This window comes from Pseudomonas sp. GM33 (assembly GCF_000282295.1).
GTDB lineage: Bacteria > Pseudomonadota > Gammaproteobacteria > Pseudomonadales > Pseudomonadaceae > Aquipseudomonas > Aquipseudomonas laurylsulfatiphila.
This window is the reverse complement of the sequence record NZ_AKJO01000068.1, coordinates 82,302-102,252: the sequence shown is the minus strand read 5'-3', so window position 1 is coordinate 102,252 and position 19,951 is coordinate 82,302. Positions and strand designations below refer to the sequence as shown.

17 protein-coding genes are annotated in these 19,951 nt (G+C 60.8%); 3 read left to right on the top strand and 14 right to left on the bottom strand.

What is annotated here, in order from left to right; all coding sequences use genetic code 11:
* Positions 1–20: 20 nt before the first annotated feature.
* The 6 genes from PMI26_RS20170 to PMI26_RS20195 form a co-directional block, all read right to left on the bottom strand.
* Positions 21–1,253, bottom strand: coding sequence for an SfnB family sulfur acquisition oxidoreductase (locus PMI26_RS20170; RefSeq protein WP_007972900.1), 1,233 nt, complete (start codon positions 1,251–1,253; stop codon positions 21–23).
* A gap of 317 nt (positions 1,254–1,570) precedes the next feature.
* Positions 1,571–2,335 (bottom strand): hypothetical protein, encoded by a 765-nt coding sequence (locus PMI26_RS20175; RefSeq protein WP_007972899.1) that lies wholly within the window; start codon positions 2,333–2,335, stop codon positions 1,571–1,573.
* Between the two features lie 482 nt (positions 2,336–2,817).
* A complete protein-coding gene (tcyN, locus tag PMI26_RS20180) occupies positions 2,818–3,573 on the bottom strand; it encodes an L-cystine ABC transporter ATP-binding protein TcyN (RefSeq protein WP_007972898.1) in 756 nt (251 codons plus the stop codon).
* Between the two features lie 4 nt (positions 3,574–3,577).
* Entirely contained in the window at positions 3,578–4,243 is a 666-nt protein-coding gene (gene tcyL, locus PMI26_RS20185; RefSeq protein WP_007972897.1) for a cystine ABC transporter permease, read from the bottom strand.
* On the bottom strand, positions 4,243–5,043 hold the full coding sequence (gene tcyJ / locus PMI26_RS20190) for a cystine ABC transporter substrate-binding protein (protein ID WP_007972895.1): 801 nt from the start codon (positions 5,041–5,043) through the stop codon (positions 4,243–4,245). The genes tcyL and tcyJ overlap by 1 nt, the downstream gene beginning before the upstream one ends.
* 300 nt (positions 5,044–5,343) lie before the next feature.
* A complete protein-coding gene (locus tag PMI26_RS20195) occupies positions 5,344–6,336 on the bottom strand; it encodes a D-cysteine desulfhydrase (protein ID WP_033047660.1) in 993 nt (330 codons plus the stop codon).
* A gap of 190 nt (positions 6,337–6,526) precedes the next feature.
* Here PMI26_RS20195 and epsC point away from each other — a divergent pair, with 190 nt between their 5' ends.
* Positions 6,527–7,453: a serine O-acetyltransferase EpsC gene (gene epsC / locus PMI26_RS20200; RefSeq protein WP_007972891.1), complete on the top strand. Its 927-nt coding sequence runs from the start codon at positions 6,527–6,529 to the stop codon at positions 7,451–7,453.
* A 392-nt stretch (positions 7,454–7,845) separates the two neighbouring features.
* Positions 7,846–9,801: a choline transporter BetT gene (gene betT / locus PMI26_RS20205; protein ID WP_162130271.1), complete on the top strand. Its 1,956-nt coding sequence runs from the start codon at positions 7,846–7,848 to the stop codon at positions 9,799–9,801.
* 24 nt (positions 9,802–9,825) lie between these two features.
* Here betT and PMI26_RS20210 read toward each other — a convergent pair whose 3' ends face one another.
* Positions 9,826–10,086: a hypothetical protein gene (locus PMI26_RS20210; protein WP_007972888.1), complete on the bottom strand. Its 261-nt coding sequence runs from the start codon at positions 10,084–10,086 to the stop codon at positions 9,826–9,828.
* A gap of 237 nt (positions 10,087–10,323) precedes the next feature.
* On the opposite strand from PMI26_RS20210, the gene mgrA reads away from it, so the two are divergent.
* A complete protein-coding gene (gene mgrA / locus PMI26_RS20215; protein ID WP_007972886.1) occupies positions 10,324–11,361 on the top strand; it encodes an L-glyceraldehyde 3-phosphate reductase in 1,038 nt (345 codons plus the stop codon).
* A gap of 144 nt (positions 11,362–11,505) precedes the next feature.
* Here the strand turns inward: mgrA and tauD are convergent, their stop codons facing one another.
* The 7 genes from tauD to PMI26_RS20245 all read right to left on the bottom strand — a co-directional run bounded on the left by tauD (position 11,506) and on the right by PMI26_RS20245 (position 19,931).
* The gene (tauD, locus tag PMI26_RS20220) at positions 11,506–12,348 is read right to left on the bottom strand and encodes a taurine dioxygenase (RefSeq protein ID WP_007972884.1); all 843 of its coding nucleotides are present in this window, start codon (positions 12,346–12,348) and stop codon (positions 11,506–11,508) included.
* A gap of 146 nt (positions 12,349–12,494) precedes the next feature.
* Complete coding sequence (gene tauC, locus PMI26_RS20225; protein ID WP_007972883.1) at positions 12,495–13,328, bottom strand: taurine ABC transporter permease TauC; 834 nt, start codon at positions 13,326–13,328, stop codon at positions 12,495–12,497.
* On the bottom strand, positions 13,325–14,119 hold the full coding sequence (tauB, locus tag PMI26_RS20230; RefSeq protein WP_007972881.1) for a taurine ABC transporter ATP-binding subunit: 795 nt from the start codon (positions 14,117–14,119) through the stop codon (positions 13,325–13,327). Before tauB ends, tauC begins: the two co-directional genes overlap by 4 nt.
* Positions 14,120–14,135: 16 nt before the next feature.
* Complete coding sequence (tauA, locus tag PMI26_RS20235; protein ID WP_007972879.1) at positions 14,136–15,113, bottom strand: taurine ABC transporter substrate-binding protein; 978 nt, start codon at positions 15,111–15,113, stop codon at positions 14,136–14,138.
* A gap of 255 nt (positions 15,114–15,368) precedes the next feature.
* A complete protein-coding gene (gene gshA, locus PMI26_RS20240) occupies positions 15,369–16,952 on the bottom strand; it encodes a glutamate--cysteine ligase (RefSeq protein WP_007972877.1) in 1,584 nt (527 codons plus the stop codon).
* Between the two features lie 271 nt (positions 16,953–17,223).
* Positions 17,224–17,607: a PaaI family thioesterase gene (locus PMI26_RS0129475; RefSeq protein WP_007972875.1), complete on the bottom strand. Its 384-nt coding sequence runs from the start codon at positions 17,605–17,607 to the stop codon at positions 17,224–17,226.
* Positions 17,607–19,931, bottom strand: a complete 2,325-nt coding sequence (locus tag PMI26_RS20245) for a Tex family protein (protein ID WP_007972874.1) — start codon at positions 19,929–19,931, stop codon at positions 17,607–17,609. The genes PMI26_RS0129475 and PMI26_RS20245 overlap by 1 nt, the downstream gene beginning before the upstream one ends.
* Between the last annotated feature and the right edge of the window lie 20 nt (positions 19,932–19,951).

The window sequence follows — 19,951 nt, the reverse complement described above, 5'->3', positions numbered from 1 at the left end:
CTTCTCCAGATGTCTGGTCGTTAAATCCAGGAATGACGATTAGGCAGCGTGCCGTTGAGGCGATAGGCGCCGATGGCGTGGTATTTCCAGCGCACCGGATCGTGCAGCGTGTGCACCCGGGCATTGCGCCAGTGGCGGTCGAGGTTGAATTCGGCGAGGGTGGCGCGGCTGCCGGCCAGTTCGAAAAGCTTTTCGCTGGCCAGTAATGAAATCTCGGTGGTCAGCACTTTGGCTTCGGCCACGGCAATCGAGGCGCGGGCGGCGGACTCGGCGGTGAGCGGTGTGGCGCTGACTTCATCGAGTACCTGCCCGGCCTTGCGCAGCAGCGCTTCGGCGGCGTGCAGTTCGATTTTCAGCTTGCCGATATCGGCGATCACATACAGGTCATCGCTGGCCCGCTCGACCTTGGCGTCGATCCACGGCCGGGCGCGGGTTTTCACGAAGTCGATGGCGTCGTCAATGGCGCCCCGGGCGATACCGGCGTCGATGGCTGCCTGGATCAGTTGGGAGACGGCGCCCTGGATGTTCGGCGTGTCGTTGATCCGCCAGTTATCCACCACCAGTTCGGGATCGACCTGCACGTTGTTGAGCAAAATCGTGCCGCTGGCGGTGGTGCGCTGACCAAAGCCGGACCAGTCATCGACGATGCGCAATCCCGGCGTGCCGCGACGGATGAACGCCAGCACTTGTTTGCCGTCGACGTTCAATGCCTTGACCGCAACCCAATGGGCGAACAGTGCACCGGTGGAATAGAACTTCTGGCCGTTGAGGACGCCGTCAGCGGTGAGGCGTGCCTTCAGTTCCAGGGTGTTTTTGGTGCCGCGCTCCGGCCCGGCATTGCCGATGCGCCAGCCATCCAGGACGCTTTTGAACAGTTGCCTTTTCTGCGTTTCGGTGGCGCTGCCGAGGATCAGGTTAAGAATGCCGAACTGGTTTTGCGGGATCTGCCCAAGCGCCGGGTCGGCGGCGGAAATGATCGCGAAGACCTCGGCCAGGGTGACGAACGAAACTTGCGGGCCACCGTACTCGCGGGGGATGGAAATGCTGCCCAGGCCGCTGCGGGTGAACAGTTCGATTTCAGACCATGGAAGCTTGCGCAACTGGTCGCGTTTGGCCGCTTGCAGGCGTGCGACGTGCGCCAGTTCGTGGGCTGCCTTGATGGCTTGGGCGTCGTTGCGCAAGATTTGTGCGGGCAACAACAACGGGGCGATGTCCAGGTCACTCTGGACGATTGCATCTGCCAGACTGGACATCAGTGCCACTCCTTGGCTGCTCGCAATGCCCTGGCGATCTGCACTGGGGTGATTGTGTTCCGGACCATACCTACCTCACATCTCATGGAAGCGCCGCTTGTGGCCGCGCATGAAAACAAGAATGTCCGGTGGTCCGGTGTATATACCCTAAACGTGTATAAATATTTTATGAACTAACTTCTAGGAATATAGATAGAAGGGTGGCAATGGCGCTGTCGCCAAGATCGCAGCCTTCGGCAGCTCCTACAGGGGTTTATGCCTTAACCCTGTAGGAGCTGCCGAAGGCTGCGATCTTTTGAGTTTTTACCGTAACGACATCATCGTCTGTGAGTTTCGGCGGCCTTGAGGTGCTGTTTCTTCGGGACTTTCAGATAAGGATTGGCGCAACCGATCTTCAGCGTGCGGGCCGGTGCCCAGCGGGAGTTGTTGCCCACCCTATCGAGAATGCAGTAAGTCACTTCCAGCCGCAGATCTTCACCGGCTTCGAGGATGATGGCCGGTGGTATCCAGACCTGGATCGGCTGGCCTATATCGGCTGACTTGAGCGGTGGCAGATCCATGCGCACATCGCCCCAGCGCAGGGTGATCTCGTCGTCGACGGCCATGTTCAGGTACGGCTCGATGGTCAAGGGAACACCGCGTTTGACCTGGCTCGGATTGACCCCCTGACGGCGAATTGCCTCGGGAATGCTCACCGGTGCCAGGCACTGGTTTTCATCGCCGCACAGCGCTGAGGGTTGGCCGCCTGGACAGTCGAGTTTGATCTGCACGTTTTGACTGGCCGATACCGCCGGCCCCCGGCCAATCTGCATGACCCGGTAGTGAATGCGCGAGGTACCGTTGGCGACAAAACTCTCAGGCACTCGCAACTGCACCGGTCGGCCGACATCACTGGCCGTCAGCACGCGGGAAGCCACGTAGCAGTTGTCCCAGAACAGTTCGACCAGGTCTCCTGCGTCCATGGCGGGGTAGGGTGCCACATCGATCAGCAGGTGCGCTGCGCAGGTGACGTTGATGCCGGCCTTGTTCGATTGCGCCAGGGTCGGGGCTGCAAACCCGGATTTGTTCGAGGTGCTATTCATGAAGTCTCCTTGAAGTCTTGCAACGAAGTCCGTTTCTGGAATATCAAAAACCAATAATTGAACAGATAAACCATTCATTACTTTGAGCGGGAATAATGAGTTTAATGTGGTGGGTGTCGCTGGCTGGAGACTAGATAAGAGTCCGGGAGATCCGCTGTCAATAAGATTTGTTAGTTATGGTGGTTGTGTGGCGCTATTCAGAAAGTTCCTACGGTTTCAAGTAATTAAACCGTGCTTGTGCGTCGAAGTTTTCTGCTGAAAGCGGATGAATACGGGCGGATTGGTGCAAGTCCTGGGCACCGTCCTACGACGGAGGATCTGGTTGAATTGGCATTGCTTAATTATCGTGAAGCATATATTTGTACCGTGCGCGCGTACAGGATATGCATGTTTAATAGGTGAGTTTTGTTTGGTATTAATGAGGGGGCTTTCGAGGGGTGTCACTTCCATCCATGGAAGTTTACCGTTGTTGCGCAGGGCTGTTAGTTATGAGCGTTATTCAGGAACTTGCTCAGGAACTGCCGGGTTCGTTCTTCTTTCGGGTTGGCAAACAACGCCTTCGCTTCGCCTTGTTCGACGATTACGCCCTTGTCGAAAAACACCACACGGTTGGCCACGTCCCGGGCAAAACCCATTTCGTGGGTGACGATCACCATGGTGCGTTTTTCTTCAGCCAGGCCGCGGATGGTCGCCAATACCTCGCCCACCAGTTCCGGGTCGAGGGCCGAGGTCGGCTCATCGAACAGGATCACTTCGGGCTCCATCGCCAGCGCCCGGGCAATCGCCACGCGCTGTTGCTGGCCACCGGAGAGGCGTCGCGGGTAAGCGTCCTCCTTGCCCGCCAGACCGACCTTGGCCAAGAGTTTTTTACCCAGGGCTACAGCGTCGGCGTGCGGGGTCTTCTTGACCACGATCGGGCCTTCGATGACGTTTTCCAGGGCGGTGCGATGGGGGAACAGGTTGAAGTTCTGGAACACGAAGCCCACGTGCTGGCGCAAACGTCGCACCAGGCTCTGCTGCTGGTTCAGGGGACGGCTGGTATCGATCTCGATATCGCCGACCTTGATCCGGCCGCTGGTGGGTTCTTCCAGGAAATTCAGGCAGCGCAGGAAGGTGGTCTTGCCCGAACCGCTGGGGCCGATGATCGCGACCACCTCGCCTTCCTTGACCTCAAGATCGATGCCGTTGAGCACGACTTGACCCTTGAACTGCTTTGTCAGTTTTTCCACGACAATCATTGGGTCAGGACTCCTGGTCGTGCCGATTGACCCGCGCTTCCAACTGGTTCTGCAGGTGCGACAGCACCGTGGCCAGGACCCAGTAGATCAATGCGGCGGCAAGATACATGGTGAAGATTTCGAAGGTACGGGCGGTGATCAGCTGTGCCTGACGGAACAGCTCCGGCACCTGGATGGTAGCGGCCAGCGCCGTGTCCTTGACCAGCGAGATGAAGCTGTTGCCCAGCGGCGGCAATGCGGTGCGCATGGCCTGCGGCAGGATGGCCCGGCGCAGGGTTTGCGCGCGGGTCATGCCGATACTGGCAGCGGCTTCCCACTGGCCGCGCTCGATGGAGCTGATCGCGGCACGCAGGATTTCGCAGGCGTAGGCGGCCATGTTCAGCGAGAAGCCGATCAGGGCCGCCGGCAGCGGATCAAGTTCCAGACCCAATTGCGGCAAGCCGTAATAGATCACGAACAGTTGCACCAGCAACGGCGTGCCGCGAAAGAACGACACGTAGATGCGGGCGATCCAGCTCACCAGCTTGAAGCGCGACAGGCGCATCAGCGCCAGGCCGAACCCCATCACCAGGCCGAAGAACATCCCGCCCAGGCTGAGGATGACCGTGTAGTACGCGCCCTTGAGCAGAAAGGGCACGGAGTCCAGTGCGAGTTGGAAAGCTTCTTCCATTATTGAGTGACGTCAGCGTTGAAGTATTTTTCCGAGAGTTTTTTCAGGGTGCCATCGGCGCGCAGCTTGTCGATCGCCTTGTTCACCGCGGCCAGCAGTTCAGGCTCGCCTTTGCGCAGGGCAATGCCGGCTTCCTGACGGGAGAATGCGTCACCGGCGGCGGTGGTGTCCTTGGCCTTCTTGGCGTATTCCAGTGCAGCCAGACGGTCGATCAGAATGGCGTCGATACGGCCGACACGCAGGTCCTGGAACTTGGTCGGATCATCTTCGTAAGTGCGGATGTCAGCGGTCGGCACGTTGGTTTTCACCCACTCTTCGTAGTTGGTGCCCAGGCCTACACCGACTTTCTTGCCACCCAGGTCGGCAGCGGTCTTGATGTTCAGCTCGGGGGCCTTCTTGGTCAGCACCAGTGCCTGGATACCGGAAACGGTGTACGGCTCGGAGAAGTCATACTTCTTCTTGCGCTCTTCAGAGATGGTCACCTGGTTGATCACTGCGTCCAGGCGCTTGGATTCCAGGGCTGCGAGGATGCCGTCCCATTTGGTCGGTTGCAGTTTGACCTTGACGCCCAGCTCTTTGGCCAGGGCTTCGGAGAACTCGACTTCGAAGCCGGTCAGTTTGCCGTCGGCATCGACGAAACTGAACGGTGGGTAAGTGCCTTCCAGGCCAACGTTGATCACGCCGGCGTCCTTGATTTTTTGCAGTTGCTCACCGGCAACGGCTTGGCCAATCAGGCCGGCGCTCAGTGCCAGGCCCAGCGAGCCCACCAGCAGATTGCGACGTAGTGCGGAAAAATTCATGACAAGCCCCTGTGTTTTCTTATGGAAGACGCTTTAGGAAAGTTGGCAAATTCGGGAATCGGACGACTGCGATATCCTGCCCTAATGCAGCTTATGCGTCTCGCTGCAAATTCACCTGTAGCATGACTATATGATGGCGTTTTTAGAATGGAAAATAATAATTATTCTTCTGGTTATTCCATTTTTGAATAGCTTGCGTTTTTACTGTAGGAGCGAGCCTGCTCGCGATGGTCGTCAACGATAACGCGGGCAACCTGACACCCCGCGGTGCCCTGTCGTCCATCGCGAGCAGGCTCGCTCCTACAGAAAATCCTTATAGGCAAACAACGCCGGCGCCCCGCCAGTGTGCAGGAAGATAATCGGACCCTCGTCGAAACGCTGACGCCCGATCCCGTCCAGCAAGCCTGCCATGGCCTTGCCAGTGTAGACCGGGTCCAGCAGCAAGCCTTCCTGACTCGCCAGCAGCTTCACCGCCGCCAGTGTTCCGGCATTCGGCTCGCCATAACGCGGGGCAAAGTATTCGTCCCACAACTCGACCTTGAAAGCATCCGGCAAGCTCACACCCAGCAGCTCGGCAGTGCGTTCGGCCAGGCCTTGAACCTTTGGCCGCTGGTCTTCATCGCTGCGCGAGACCGTCACGCCGATCACTGGCAGGTCCGGCAGTGCTTCACTCAAGGCCAGTGCCAGGCCACTGTGGGTACCGGCACTGCCCGAGGCCAGGACCACGGCAGCGAACGTCAGGCCGGTGTCCTTGATCTGTTCGGCCAGTTCCAGCCCGGCACGTACATAACCGAGTGCGCCCAGCGCGTTGGAGCCTCCGATCGGCACCAGGTACGGCTTCTTGCCGTTGCTGCGCAGTCGGCCAGCCAGGGCTTGCAGTTGTTCGTCGGCGTTGTCGAGGTTTTCCACCAGTTCGACCTTGGCATCGAACAGGTCGAGCAGCAGGCGGTTGCCGTTGCCGGTGTAATTGTTGTCATCGGTGCCGAGGGGGTTTTCCAGAAGGGCTACGCAGCCCAGACCCAGTTTCGCCGCAATGGCAGCCGTCTGGCGCACGTGGTTCGATTGCAGCGCGCCGGCGGTGATCAAGGTGTCGGCACCCTGGGCCAGCGCATCGGCGGCCAAGTATTCGAGTTTGCGTAGCTTGTTGCCGCCCATTGCCAGCGGCGTCAGGTCATCGCGTTTGACGTATACGTCACGACCCAGCCAGGTCGACAGGCGTTCGAGTTTTTCCAGGGTGGTGGGTTGACCGAGCAGGTCGAGGCGGTTAAAGCGGGCGAGCTGTTGTTTGATCATGGGTCCGTACTGGCCGTGGAAGATCTCCGGACTATAGGCACGCGAAAAAAGCTGGGCAACCGTCAATTGCTTATAGCCAATCGTAATGAGCACAGCATTATTGGTTCTTAATTTGCCCCGCTGCCCTTGCCGTAAAGTAATCGCCGTCAGTGCGGCCAGACAGTCCGGTCGCCCGTGAGGAGTTTTTACCGTGAGTGAGCGTTCCAGCCATTGGCAATTGCAGACCATCGTCAGCCAACTGCGCACCGCGCGTGAGCAGTGGCGAGCGCAAAATGGCCGGGCCAGTACCGAGCAGGGCGGTCGCGAGCTGCCCTCCCGGGCGGCCATGGCAGAGATTCTCGAAGCCTTGTGCGGTGCGCTGTTCCCGATGCGCCTGGGGCCGGTTGACCTGCGCGAAGAGAGTGAAGACTTCTACGTCGGCCACACGCTGGATGTGGCGTTGAATGCGCTGTTGGCCCAGGCGCGACTCGAATTGCGCTATGCCGCGCGCCACAGTGCCCAGGCCGATACCGAAGTCGAAGCCAAGACCATCCAGATCATCCAGGACTTCGCCCTCGCCCTGCCGGGGTTGCGCAGCCTGTTGGACACCGACGTACTGGCGGCCTATCACGGCGACCCGGCGGCACGCAGTGTCGATGAAGTGCTGTTGTGCTATCCGGGGATCCTGGCGGTGATTCACCATCGGCTGGCCCACCATTTGTATCGTGCCGGACTGCCGTTGCTGGCGCGTATCAGCGCGGAAATCGCCCACTCGGCCACGGGCATCGACATTCACCCTGGCGCGCAGATCGGCCGCAGTTTCTTCATCGACCACGGCACCGGCGTGGTGATCGGCGAAACCGCGATCATCGGCGAGCGCGTGCGGATTTATCAGGCCGTGACCCTGGGCGCCAAGCGCTTCCCGGCGGACGAAGACGGCCAGTTGCAGAAAGGCCAGCCGCGGCATCCGATTGTCGAGGATGACGTGGTGATTTATGCCGGGGCGACGATTCTGGGGCGGATCACCATAGGCCAGGGTTCGACCATTGGCGGCAACGTCTGGCTGACCCGCAGCGTGCCGGCGGGCAGCAACCTGACCCAGGCGAATCTGCAGCATGAAGATGGGGCGCAGAAGTAGGCCTTTGAATCTCCGTTGTCTGGTCTGGCCTCATCGCGAGCAAGCTCGCTCCCACAATGTTTTTCGTCGTTCACAACGCTTGCGTCCGGCTCAAATCAACTGTGGGAGCGAGCTTGCTCGCGATTGGATTTCAAGCCGAATCGAGTCGCCAATCCCGCACCAGATCCTCCCTTGAGCTAGCGTACAACCACTACCGCCGAGCCCTGCGATTAGTCCTTAGCCCCCTATCCATGTTTAACTTGAACGTTCATTCAAGTTAAACCGGTGGTTCGCCGCCCGCTCACAACAGGAGGCTTGCCTTTGCTGAGTCCGATTTCTACAGCCACGTTTTACCCCTTCGAGGTGCACCGTACATGAGTGCATCGTCCATCCCTCCAAGCGGCCTGGTCCGCATGAATCCGCCGGTGTTCTGGTTCTCGGCGAGTTTCATTCTGTTGTTTGGTGTCGTTGTCATCGCCATGCCCGAGCAGGCCGGTGCCTGGTTGCTGGCGGCGCAAAACTGGGCGGCCAACACGGTCGGCTGGTATTACTTGCTGGCGATGACCCTGTATCTGGTCTTCGTGGTGGTCACCGCCTTGTCCGGCTACGGCAAGATCAAGCTCGGTGCCGACCACGACGAGCCCGAATTCAGCTATTTGTCATGGGCCGGCATGCTGTTCGCCGCGGGGATCAGCATCACCCTGTTTTTCTTCTGTGTGTCCGAACCGTTGACCCACATGTTGCAGCCGCCGCAAGGCGAGGCCGGCACGGCGGACGCGGCGCGTCAGGCGATGCAGATTCTGTTTTTGCACTGGGGTTTGCATGGCTGGGGCGTGTTCGCCTTTGTCGGTATGGCGCTGGCCTATTTCGCCTATCGCCACAACCTGCCGCTGGCCCTGCGCTCGGCGCTGTATCCGCTGATCGGCAAGCGCATCAATGGCCCCATCGGCTACGCGGTGGATGGCTTCGGCATCATCGCCACGGTGTTCGGCCTTGGCGCCGACATGGGTTTTGGTGTGTTGCACCTCAATTCGGGCCTGGACTACCTTTTCGGCATCGCCCACACCCAGTGGGTTCAGGTCGGCCTGATCACCCTGATGATGGGCGCGGCGATCATCGTTGCGGTGTCGGGCGTCGACAAGGGCGTGCGGGTCATGTCCGACATCAACATGCTGCTGGCCTGCGCGCTGTTGCTGTTCGTGTTGTTCGCCGGGCCCACGCAGCACTTGCTCAACACCCTGATCCAGAACCTCGGCGATTACCTCGGCGCCTTGCCGATGAAGAGTTTCGACCTCTATGCCTACGATAAACCCAGCGACTGGCTGGGCGGCTGGACGGTGTTCTATTGGGCCTGGTGGATCGCATGGTCGCCGTTCGTGGGCTTGTTCATCGCGCGGATTTCCCGTGGCCGCACCATCCGCGAATTTGTCTTCGGTGTGCTGCTGATTCCGCTCGGCTTCACCCTGGCGTGGATGTCGATCTTCGGCAACAGCGCCATCGATCAAGTGCTCAACCACGGCATGAGTGCGCTCGGCATGTCGGCTATCGACAATCCGTCGATGACGCTCTACCTGCTGCTGGAAACCTACCCGTGGAGCAAAACCGTCATCGCGGTGACGGTGTTCATCAGCTTTGTGTTCTTTGTCACCTCCGCCGACTCCGGCACAGTGGTGCTGTCGACGTTGTCCGCCAAGGGCGGCAATCCCGATGAAGACGGGCCGAAATGGCTGCGGGTGTTCTGGGGCGCAATGACCGCACTGGTGACCAGCGCGCTGCTGTTTTCCGGCAGCATCGATGCGTTGAAGTCGGCGGTGGTCCTGACTTCGTTGCCGTTCTCGCTGATCTTGCTGTTGATGATGTGGGGCCTGCACAAGGCGTTTTATCTGGAGTCGCAGAAGCAGATTGCGCAGATGCATTCGTTGGCACCTGTGTCCGGGTCACGACGCGGCGGCTGGCGGCAACGCCTGAGCCAGGCCGTGCATTTCCCGTCGCGCGACGAGGTTTATCGCTTCCTCGATACGACGGTACGACCGGCCATTGAGGAAGTGTCGGCGGTGTTCCGCGAAAAGGGGCTGCACGTGGTCATGCACCCGGACCTGGCCCATGACAGCGTCAGCCTGGAAATCGGCCACGGCGATCAGCATCCGTTCGTTTATCAGGTGCAGATGCGTGGCTATTTCACGCCTTCGTTTGCCCGTGGCGGCATGGGTTCCAAGCAACTCAACAATCGCCGTTACTACCGGGCCGAAGTGCATCTGAGCGAGGGCAGCCAGGACTACGACCTGGTGGGCTACACCAAGGAACAAATCATCAACGACATCCTCGACCAGTACGAGCGGCACATGCAGTTCCTGCATCTGGTGCGTTGATCGCGGGCGGGGCGCCGGGGCATGTCAGCTCTCGGCGCTCAGCACCATGAACAACACCAGCGCCGCCACCGGGATACTGAACACCATCGTGCCGATCCCCAGTTCCGTACTCAACGACTGGCCGGCGGTCACCACGCCGATGGCGCCGTTGATCACTGTCAGCGCCAGCCACAGGATCACGAAACTGTAGGTGAGTGTCTGGCGGCTGAAGCCGAGTTTCTCGCCGATGAACAGCATCATCGCGAGCAGGACCAGGCCGAAGGTGATGATGATGGTGGTGTGCATGGCTTCTTCCGTCCTTGCGATCGTTATCGCGTCTTCGTTGCTTTGGCGACTGTGTTCCTGTCGACCCGGATCACGCAAGCCTGTCGCTGTTCTGTTCGATTGTGCGGGCAGAATGAATTTCTGTGAAACGTTTCAGCATTTAGTCGAATCCCGGGTTTTCTGGCGTTGATCCGGGCGTATGCTGGGCAACTGGCGAAGCAGTCGATACCAGATTCAAGACCGACAAGAGAGGATTCGATGACTTACACCGCTGCCGAAAACCGCTACGACTCCATCCCATACCGCCGCGTGGGTCGCAGTGGGTTGGTGCTGCCTGCGCTGTCGTTGGGCCTGTGGCACAACTTCGGCGACAGCACGCCGATCGATACCCAGCGCGCGTTGCTGCGCACGGCGTTCGATCTGGGGATCAACCATTTCGACCTGGCCAACAACTACGGCCCGCCCTATGGCAGTGCCGAAATCAACTTCGGCCGTTTGCTGCGTGAAGACTTCAAGCAGTACCGTGACGAGTTGATCATCTCCAGCAAGGCCGGTTGGGACATGTGGCCGGGGCCTTACGGTCAGGGCGGCGGTTCGCGCAAATACGTGCTGGCCAGCCTCGACCAGAGCCTGCAGCGCCTGGGCGTGGACTATGTCGACATCTTCTATTCCCACCGTTTCGACCCGGACACGCCACTGGAAGAAACCGCCAGTGCGCTGGCCACCGCGGTGCAGCAGGGCAAGGCGCTGTACATCGGCATTTCGTCTTATTCCGGGGTGAAAACCCGCGAAATGGCGGCCTTGCTCAAAGAGTGGAAAGTCCCGCTGCTGATCCACCAACCGGCCTACAACCTGCTCAATCGCTGGGTGGAAAAAGACCTGCTGGACACCACCGAGGAACTCGGCACGGGTGTGATTGCATTCACGCCGCTGGCGCAGGGATTGCTGACGGACAAGTACCTCAACGGCGTGCCGACGGATGCGCGGGTCAATCGTCCGGGGGGTGGTTCGTTGCAGGCATCGCACTTGTCCGAGGCCAACATCGCCCAGGTGCGCGCACTCAACGAAATCGCCAGGCGTCGTGGCCAGAGCCTGGCGCAACTGGCGCTGGCCTGGACCCTGCGTGATCCACGGGTCACTTCGGCATTGATTGGCGCGAGCCGGCCGGAGCAGATCATCGAGAACGTCGGGGCGTTGAAGAACCTGAGCTTCAGTGCAGAGGAACTGGCGGAGATTGATCGGTTTGCCCAGGAGGGCGGGATCAATCTTTGGGAGAAGCCTTCGATGGCTGAGTAAGAGTCAGGCGCCGGGTCTTCTGGTGCCTGTCCTGGCCTCATCGCGAGCAAGCTCGCTCCCACAGGTTGGTGGTCGACACAAATCCAATGTGGGAGCGAGCTTGCTCGCGATGAGGCCTGAACAGGCAATGAAAATGTCAGGGATTCACCGAAAAAAAGGCACATCCCCCAACACCGTCGCCCGCTGCATCACCCGCCGCGCCGGCCGGTAATCATCCACGGCGTAATGCTGGGTCACGCGGTTGTCCCAGAACGCAATGTCGTCCTGCTGCCAGCGCCAGCGAATGGTGAATTCCGGCCGCGTCGCGTGGGCAAACAGAAACTTCAGAATCGCCTCGCTTTCGGTTTCCGACAATTCGTTGATCTTCGAGGTGAAGCCTTCGTTGACGAACAGCGAACGCCGCCCGCTCACCGGGTGCGTGCGGATCACCGGGTGCGACAGGGGCGGATTCTTGCGCCGTGCTTCCTCCCACTGAGCCAACGCTTCGGGCGTGTTGCCATAGCGCTCCAGCGGGAACGAACGGGTGAAATCGTGGGTGGCGGTCAGGCCTTCGAGCAAGGTTTTCACCGGTGTCGACAGCGCCTCGTACGCGGCAATTCCGCTGGCCCACAAGGTGTCGCCGCCAAACTCCGGCAGCAGCTTGGCGCTGAGCACCGCGCCCATGGCCGGGGTCGGCAGGAAGGTCACGTCGGTGTGCCAGATCGCGTTATCGCGCACGTCAGTGACGGCGGTGTCGAGGATCAGCACTTGCGGCTGTTCCGGCACATTGGGGTAGATCGGGTGAATGTGCAGGTCGCCGAAATTCGCGGCGAATCGCGCCTGTTGCTGTGGCGTGATCGGCTGGTCGCGAAAGAACAGCACCTGATGCTTGAGCAGGGCCCGCTCGATGGCGTCGCGTTGTTCCGCGCTCAGTGGCTGGCTGATGTCGATGCCGCTGATCTGTGCACCGAGGGCAGAACTCAAAGGGACGATGGTCAACTGGCTCATGGGTGGTTCTCATTGATCCGGGGTGTCGAGCTTTTGTGGGAGCGAGCTTGCTCGCGATAGCGGACTGTCAGGCGACACAAGTGTTGAACGTGCAACCGCCATCGCGAGCAAGCTCGCTCCCACAGGGGTACTCACAGGGCAATTATTCAGTGGGCCTGGCCATGCCACGGCACCAATTTGCGTTGCAGGGCGCGAAGGCCCAACTCCATCGCAAAGGCGATCAGTGCGATCACCAGAATCCCCAGGACCACCACATCGGTGACCAGGAACTGCGCGGCCGATTGCACCATAAAGCCAAGACCGCTGGTGGCGGCGATCAATTCGGCGGCGACCAGGGTCGACCAGCCGACACCAAGACCAATGCGCACCCCGGTCAGAATGTCCGGCAAGGCACTCGGCAAGATCACGTGGCGAATTAACTGTGCGCGAGTGGCACCCAACGACTGCGCGGCACGCAATTTGGCCGGGTCGACCGTGCGCACGCCGGTGGCGGTGGCGATGGCAATCGGGGCGAAAATCGCCAGGTAAATCAGCAGCACTTTCGACAGTTCGCCGATGCCGCACCAGATCACGATCAGCGGCAGGTAGGCCAGTGGTGGAATGGGCCGGTAGAACTCGATCAGCGGGTCGAGCACGCCGCGGGCGATACGGTTGGCGCCGATGGCGATACCCACCGGCACGGCGGTGATAATCGCAAAGCCGAGGCCCAGGCCGATGCGGCTCAGACTCGCGCCGAGGTGCTGCCACAGGGTTGAGTCCATGTAACCCGAGGTCGCCAGCAGCCAGCCTTTTTGCAGCACGGCGGAGGGCGGCGGCAGGAACAGCGGCTCGATCAGACCGGTCGCGGTCACGGCCCACCAAATGACAATGAGCGCGGCCAGTGTCAGCACGCTGATCCAGCGAGTGCTCAAGCGGCGTCGTGCGGCAGGCACAGGAGTGCCTGGCTTTATCGCGACGACGGGAATTTCGTAACTGCTCATGCGCGCTCCTGCCGCTGGGCGGCGCTGCGTTGGGAGAACACTTTGGCGAGTACGTGTTCGCGGGTTTCGATAAAACGCGGATCGGATTTGATCGAGCGGGCCGACTCACCGGCGGCATAACGCTGACCGAAATCGAGGCTCAGGCGCTCGACGATTTGCCCCGGGTTCGGCGCCAACAGAATCAGGTCGGTGGCGAGGAACACGGCTTCTTCGATGTCGTGGGTAATCAGGAACACCGGCTTGGCGGTGCGCTGCCAGACTTGCAGCAACAGCTCCTGCATCTGCTCGCGGGTGAAGGCATCCAGGGCGCCGAAAGGTTCGTCCATCAACAACACGCGCGGGTCGGCGGCGAGCGCGCGGGCCAGGCCGACACGCTGCTTCTGGCCACCCGAGAGCTGCCAGATGCGGCGCTGGTCAAAGCCGGAAAGATCGACCAGGGCGAGCATTTCCCGGGCACGCGCTTCGCGTTTGTCCCGGGCAATACCGGCCAGCTCCAGGCCGAAGCCGACGTTGGCCAGTACGTCTTGCCAGGGCAGCAGCGCGTCGTCCTGGAACACCACGCCGCGCTCGGCGCTCGGGCCTTTGACGGGCACGCCGTCGAGGGTGATGCGCCCGGCGCTGGGTTCGACGAAACCGGCAATCAGGTTCAAGAGCGAAGTCTTGCCACTGCCGGACGGGCCAAGGGCGACCAGCAATTGCCGGGGCCCGAGGCTCAGGGATATATCCGCCAACACCGGTTCCGGGTTGCCGGGGTACTGTGCGCTGATGCGCTCCAGCTGTAGCAAAGCCATCGCAGTCAACTCCCGATCAATTGGTGATGAACTTGGCGCTGACGTACGGCGCGTAGTCCGGCAGCACGGCCTCGACCTTGCCTTGTTCCTTGAGGAACGCCGCGGTGTCGGTGATGGCTTTGGTGGTCGGCGCGCCGAGGGTGAGCACCTGATCGGCTGCCAGCGGGTAGACGTTGCCTTGCAGCAGCAGCGGAATATCGCTGGCCTTGGCGCCGGACAGTTTTACCAGCTTGTCGACGTTGCCCTGGTTGGCGAGCCAGGCCTGTGGGTCTTTGCGGTAGTCGGCGTAGGCGTCGAGGGTCACTTTGGCGAACGCGGTGACGATTTCCGGATGCTTCTCGGCGAAATCCTTGCGCACGATCCAGGCATCGAAGGTCGGGGCGCCGAACCTGGCCAGTTCACCGGAAGTGATCAGTACCTTGCCGTTTTCCTTGGCCACGCCGAGGGCTGGATCCCACACGTAGGTGGCGTCGATGTCACCGCGTTTCCAGGCGGCGATGATCGCCGGTGGCGCCAGGTTGAGAACGGTGACTTTCGAGGGATCGATGTTCCAGTGCTTCAGTGCAGCGAGCAGGCTGTAGTGGCCGGTGGATACAAACGGCACGGCGATTTTCTTGCCGATCAGGTCTTGCGGGGACTTGATCCCGGAGCCGTCGCGGGCGACCAAGGCTTCGGCGGCGCCGATCTGGGTGGCGATGAGGAAAGTTTCCACCGGGACTTTGCGAGTGATGGCAGCGGTCAGAGGGCTGGAACCGAGGTAGCCGATCTGCACGTCGCCGGAGGCGATGGCGGCGATGATATCGGCACCGTTGTCGAATTTGCGCCAGCTGATATCGGCCTTGGTGGCCTTTTCGTAAGCGCCGTCGGCCTGGGCGACTTTCGCCGGGTCAACGGTGGTCTGGTAGGCGACGGTGACGTCGGCCGCCTGGGCAAAGAAACTCGCGGTAGCCAGGGTTGCGGCCGCCAGCAAGCGTAGAGGGAAAGTCAGTTTCATCAGAAAGCTCCTTGTCAGGCGACCGAATGTCGGCGTGAGAAAGAGACTAAATGATCTAAGAATTAGAAAATAAATAACTTTTTAGTATTAGCTTATGAGAGGAAAACTTGAGAAGCGACCTCTACGCGGTCATCGCGAGCAAGCTCGCTCCCACAGTGGATCTTCGGTGTGAGCACAAATCGTGCAAACACCACTGAACCCTGTGGGAGCGAGCTTGCTCCGGGCGGCGTTCCGACGATAAGGTCCGAAGGACCTTCAGTTGCTGATTGCCAGAATGCTCGCCTGGTAAGCCCCGACAAACACATCGAAATCACCGACTTCGTTCTGTTCCAGCTCAGCCTGTTGAGCCAGCGATGAACGCGCCCGCTCTTCAAACTGCGCTTGTTCCTCAGCCGCCAACGGCTCGCGGCGGAAGAACTCGGCATGCGCCTGGCTTTGGCGCAACGAGAACTGGGCAAAGCTCTCCTTGTGCTCGGCCATGGCCGCCAATACCTGGGCCGACGGCGTCAGGGACGGGTCCCGGACTTTGGCCATCTGGGCGTCCAGCGCCTTGCTGTGGGCATCGCCGCCATGGCTCTGGTCGAGCATCGCTGCCAGCGGAGCGATTTTTTCCAGCAGCTCACCGGCCCATTCCTTCAGATCAACCGGCTGACCGTCACGTTGCAGTTGCAGGCCTGGACGACGACCTTCCTTGACCACGCTGAGGAAGTTCGAGGTCGCGTTGCCGCAGCTGGTGTTGGTCAGCAGCGGGCTGTCGTTGAGCGCGCAGTACAGCAGGAACGCATCGAGGAAGCGCGACTCGGTAAGGTCGATGCCCATCGGCAGGAAGGGGTTGATGTCCAGGCAGCGCACTTCGACGTACTGGATGCCCCGGGCCATCAGCGCCTGGATCGGCCGCTCGCCGGTATAGGTCACGCGTTTCGGACGGATGTTGGAGTAGTACTCGTTTTCGATCTGCAGGATGTTGGTGTTGAGCTGCACCCACTCACCATCCTGGTGGGTGCCGACTTCGACGTACGGCGCATACGGCGTGGCCACCGCTTTGCGCAGGCTGTCGGTGTAGCTGGCCAGATCGTTGTAGCACGGCGTCAGGCCGGCCTGGGCGTTGCTCTGGTAACCCAGGTCGCTCATGCGCAGGCTGGTGGCGTACGGCAGGTACAACGTGTGCGGGTCCAGCTGTTCCAACTGGTGCGAACGACCGCGCAGGAAGCCGGCATCCAGCGCTGGCGACGCACCGAACAGGTACATCAGCAGCCAGCTGTAGCGGCGGAAGTTGCGGATCAGCGCGATGTAGGACGACGACTGGAAATCGCGGTCGCTGCCGACAAAGCCTTCGGCCTGCCTGAGCAGCGGCCAGAGTTTTTCCGGCAGGGAAAAGTTGTAGTGGATGCCGGCAATGCATTGCATGGTCTTGCCGTAACGCAGGGCCAGGCCCTTGCGGTACACGTACTTGAGCTGCCCGATGTTGGACGTGCCGTAATAGGCGATCGGGATGTCTTCCTCGGCCGGCAACGGGCACGGCATCGATGGGCTCCACAGGTACTCGTTGCCGAGCTTGCTGTAGGCAAAACGGTGAATGCTGTCCAGGCTCGCCAAGGTGTCCGCCGGGTCTGGCAGGGCTGGCGTGATGAACTCCAGCAGCGACTCGGAGTAGTCGGTGGTGATCTGTTCGTTGGTCAGCGCGGAACCCAATTCTTCCGGGTGCGGCGTTTGCGCCAGGCGACCTTCGCCGGTCACGCGCAGGCATTCACGTTCGATGCCGTGAAGGCACTGTTCGAGCAGAGAGAGGTTAGCGCGCTCGCCGAGCAGGGCCAGGCGGCGGTTGAGAAGTTCGCTCAAGTTGGATTCCTTCACGCGTCAGTCGCCCCAATATGGGGGTGGGCAAGACGGTCTACAAGGGTGAAGTTAAAACTGGCGTTTTCGCCTGGTTTTTGAGCCTGACAGGCCATATGCCGATTTTCAAGAACTGCACGTTCCCTGTGGGAGCGGGCTTGCCCGCGATGAGGGAGTGTCAGTCACCATTTATGTGGTCTGACACACCGCCATCGCGGGCAAGCCCGCTCCCACAAGTTGCTTTGCGCTGAAATTAACTCAAATTGATGACGACTAGCTACAGGACAGCGAACGTGCCTTGTGCTTTTGCGACCAGTTTGTCGCCCTGCATCACATCGGCTTCGACAACCAAGGTGCGGCGACCCGGATGGATCACCCGCGCCGTGCACATCACCTCGCCGTCAGAGACGGCGCGGATGTAGTTGATCTTGCACTCGATGGTCGCGCTCTGCTGGTCAAAGCCGTGGGTGCTGGAGCAGGCCAGCCCCATGGCAATGTCCACCAGGCTGAACAAGGCCCCGCCGTGGAGCTTGCCGCCGCGATTGCGCAGTTCGGGCTCCAGTGCCAGGGCGACTTGCGCCACCCCGGTTTCCAGACTGTGCAAGCGGCAGCCCAGCAGCTTGAAAAACGCGCTTTCGGTCAGCCCGGCGGGAATGTCCATCAGCGTTTCTTCAACTGCTTGGCATTGGCGAACAGCGAAGCCATGGCGTTGTTGCTCGGTGCTGCTGCCGTGGTTTCCTTGCGCGGTGCAGTGTTCTGGGATTGGCGGGGCGCCGACCCCGGACGCGCGCCGCGAGCGCCGTCGATTTTCTCGCCCGGGGTGTCGCTCATGCGCATCGACAGGCCAACGCGTTTGCGCGGGATGTCGACTTCCATGACCTTCACTTTCACCACGTCACCGGCCTTCACCGCTTCGCGCGGATCCTTGATGAACTTCTCCGAAAGCGCAGAGATATGCACCAAACCGTCTTGATGCACGCCGATATCGACGAAAGCACCGAAGTTGGTCACGTTGGTCACCACGCCTTCGAGGATCATGCCCAGTTGCAGGTCCTTGAGGTCTTCGACGCCTTCCTGGAACTCGGCGGTCTTGAACTCGGGGCGCGGGTCGCGGCCGGGCTTGTCCAGTTCCTGCAGGATGTCGGTGACCGTTGGCAGACCGAAGGTTTCGTCGGTGAATTTTTTCGGGTCCAGGCGCTTGAGGAAACCGCTGTCGCCGATCAGTGAGCGAATGTCGCGGTCGGTCTCGGCGGCGATGCGTTGTACCAGCGGATAGGCTTCCGGGTGTACCGCGGAGGCGTCCAGCGGGTTGTCGCCGTTCATCACGCGCAGGAATCCGGCAGCCTGTTCGAAGGTTTTTTCACCCAGGCGCGCGACTTTCTTCAGCGCTGCGCGGGTCTTGAACGCACCGTGCTCGTCGCGGTGGCTGACGATGTTCTGCGCCAGGGTCGCGTTGAGACCGGAAATCCGCGCCAGCAATGCCACGGAAGCGGTGTTCACGTCGACGCCGACGGCGTTCACGCAGTCCTCGACCACTGCATCCAGGCCACGGGCCAGTTTCAGCTGCGACACGTCGTGCTGGTATTGGCCGACGCCGATGGATTTCGGATCGATCTTCACCAGCTCGGCCAACGGGTCTTGCAGGCGGCGGGCAATCGACACGGCGCCACGGATCGACACGTCGAGGTCCGGGAATTCCTTGGAAGCCAGCTCCGACGCCGAGTAAACCGATGCACCGGCCTCGGAGACCATGACCTTGGTCATCTTCATCGCTGGATATTTTTTGATCAGCTCGGCGGCCAGCTTATCGGTCTCGCGGCTGGCGGTACCGTTGCCGATGGCGATCAGGTCCACCGAGTGCTTGGCGCACAGGGCCGCGAGTACGGCGATGGTCTGGTCCCACTTGTTGTGCGGCACGTGCGGGTAAACCGTGGCGTGATCCAGCAGCTTGCCAGTGGAATCAACCACCGCCACCTTGCAGCCGGTGCGCAGGCCAGGGTCGAGACCCAGCGTGGCGCGCGGGCCGGCCGGGGCCGACAGCAGCAGGTCGTGCAGGTTGTGGGCGAACACGTTGATCGCTTCGGTTTCCGCGCCATCGCGCAGTTCGCCCAGCAGGTCGGTTTCCAGATGGGTGTAGAGCTTGACCTTCCAGGTCCAGCGCACCACTTCGCCCAGCCATTTGTCGGCGGCGCGGTTCTGGTTCTGGATGCCGACATGCTGGCCGATCATGCCTTCGCACGGGTGCATGGTGCCCGGCAGTTCGTCGCCGACTTTCAGCGCGGAGCTGAGGATGCCTTCGTTGCGGCCACGGAAAATCGCCAGCGCGCGGTGCGACGGCATGCTTTTGAGCGGTTCGTCGTGTTCGAAGTAGTCGCGGAACTTGGCGCCTTCCTCCTCCTTGCCGGCAATCACACGGGCACTGAGGGTGGCTTCCTGCTTGAGGTAGTTGCGCAGCTTGTCCAGCAGGCCGGCGTCTTCGGCGAAGCGCTCCATGAGGATGTACTTGGCGCCTTCGAGGGCTGCCTTCACATCGGCCACGCCTTTTTCGGCGTCGAGGAAACGTGCGGCTTCGGTTTCCGGGCTCAGGGACGGGTCGTTGAACAAGCCGTCGGCCAGTTCGCCGAGGCCGGCTTCCAGGGCGATCTGGCCCTTGGTGCGGCGCTTCTGCTTGTACGGCAGGTACAAGTCTTCGAGACGGGTCTTGGTGTCGGCGAGCTTGATGTCGCGTTCAAGTTGCGGCGTCAGCTTGCCTTGCTCTTCGATGCTGGCAAGGATGCTGATGCGCCGTTCGTCGAGTTCTCGCAGGTAGCGCAGGCGCTCTTCCAGATGACGCAATTGCGTATCGTCGAGGCTGCCGGTCACTTCTTTCCGGTAACGGGCGATGAAGGGAACGGTAGAGCCTTCATCGAGTAGCGCGACGGCCGCTTCGACCTGTTGTGGGCGTACACCGAGTTCCTCGGCGATGCGGCTGTTGATGCTGTCCATAAAACCACCTGACAAATTGT

What these genes read in the sequence shown, in the direction of transcription:
- PMI26_RS20170 (WP_007972900.1), bottom strand. Translation starts at nt 1,253, where the DNA reads ATGTCCAGTCTGGCAGATGCAATCGTCCAGAGTGACCTGGACATCGCC.
- PMI26_RS20175 (WP_007972899.1), bottom strand. Translation starts at nt 2,335, where the DNA reads ATGAATAGCACCTCGAACAAATCCGGGTTTGCAGCCCCGACCCTGGCG.
- tcyN (WP_007972898.1), bottom strand. Translation starts at nt 3,573, where the DNA reads ATGATTGTCGTGGAAAAACTGACAAAGCAGTTCAAGGGTCAAGTCGTG.
- tcyL (WP_007972897.1), bottom strand. Translation starts at nt 4,243, where the DNA reads ATGGAAGAAGCTTTCCAACTCGCACTGGACTCCGTGCCCTTTCTGCTC.
- tcyJ (WP_007972895.1), bottom strand. Translation starts at nt 5,043, where the DNA reads ATGAATTTTTCCGCACTACGTCGCAATCTGCTGGTGGGCTCGCTGGGC.
- PMI26_RS20195 (WP_033047660.1), bottom strand. Translation starts at nt 6,336, where the DNA reads ATGATCAAACAACAGCTCGCCCGCTTTAACCGCCTCGACCTGCTCGGT.
- betT (WP_162130271.1), top strand. Translation starts at nt 7,846, where the DNA reads ATGAATCCGCCGGTGTTCTGGTTCTCGGCGAGTTTCATTCTGTTGTTT.
- PMI26_RS20210 (WP_007972888.1), bottom strand. Translation starts at nt 10,086, where the DNA reads ATGCACACCACCATCATCATCACCTTCGGCCTGGTCCTGCTCGCGATG.
- mgrA (WP_007972886.1), top strand. Translation starts at nt 10,324, where the DNA reads ATGACTTACACCGCTGCCGAAAACCGCTACGACTCCATCCCATACCGC.
- tauD (WP_007972884.1), bottom strand. Translation starts at nt 12,348, where the DNA reads ATGAGCCAGTTGACCATCGTCCCTTTGAGTTCTGCCCTCGGTGCACAG.
- tauC (WP_007972883.1), bottom strand. Translation starts at nt 13,328, where the DNA reads ATGAGCAGTTACGAAATTCCCGTCGTCGCGATAAAGCCAGGCACTCCT.
- tauB (WP_007972881.1), bottom strand. Translation starts at nt 14,119, where the DNA reads ATGGCTTTGCTACAGCTGGAGCGCATCAGCGCACAGTACCCCGGCAAC.
- tauA (WP_007972879.1), bottom strand. Translation starts at nt 15,113, where the DNA reads ATGAAACTGACTTTCCCTCTACGCTTGCTGGCGGCCGCAACCCTGGCT.
- PMI26_RS0129475 (WP_007972875.1), bottom strand. Translation starts at nt 17,607, where the DNA reads ATGGACATTCCCGCCGGGCTGACCGAAAGCGCGTTTTTCAAGCTGCTG.
- PMI26_RS20245 (WP_007972874.1), bottom strand. Translation starts at nt 19,931, where the DNA reads ATGGACAGCATCAACAGCCGCATCGCCGAGGAACTCGGTGTACGCCCA.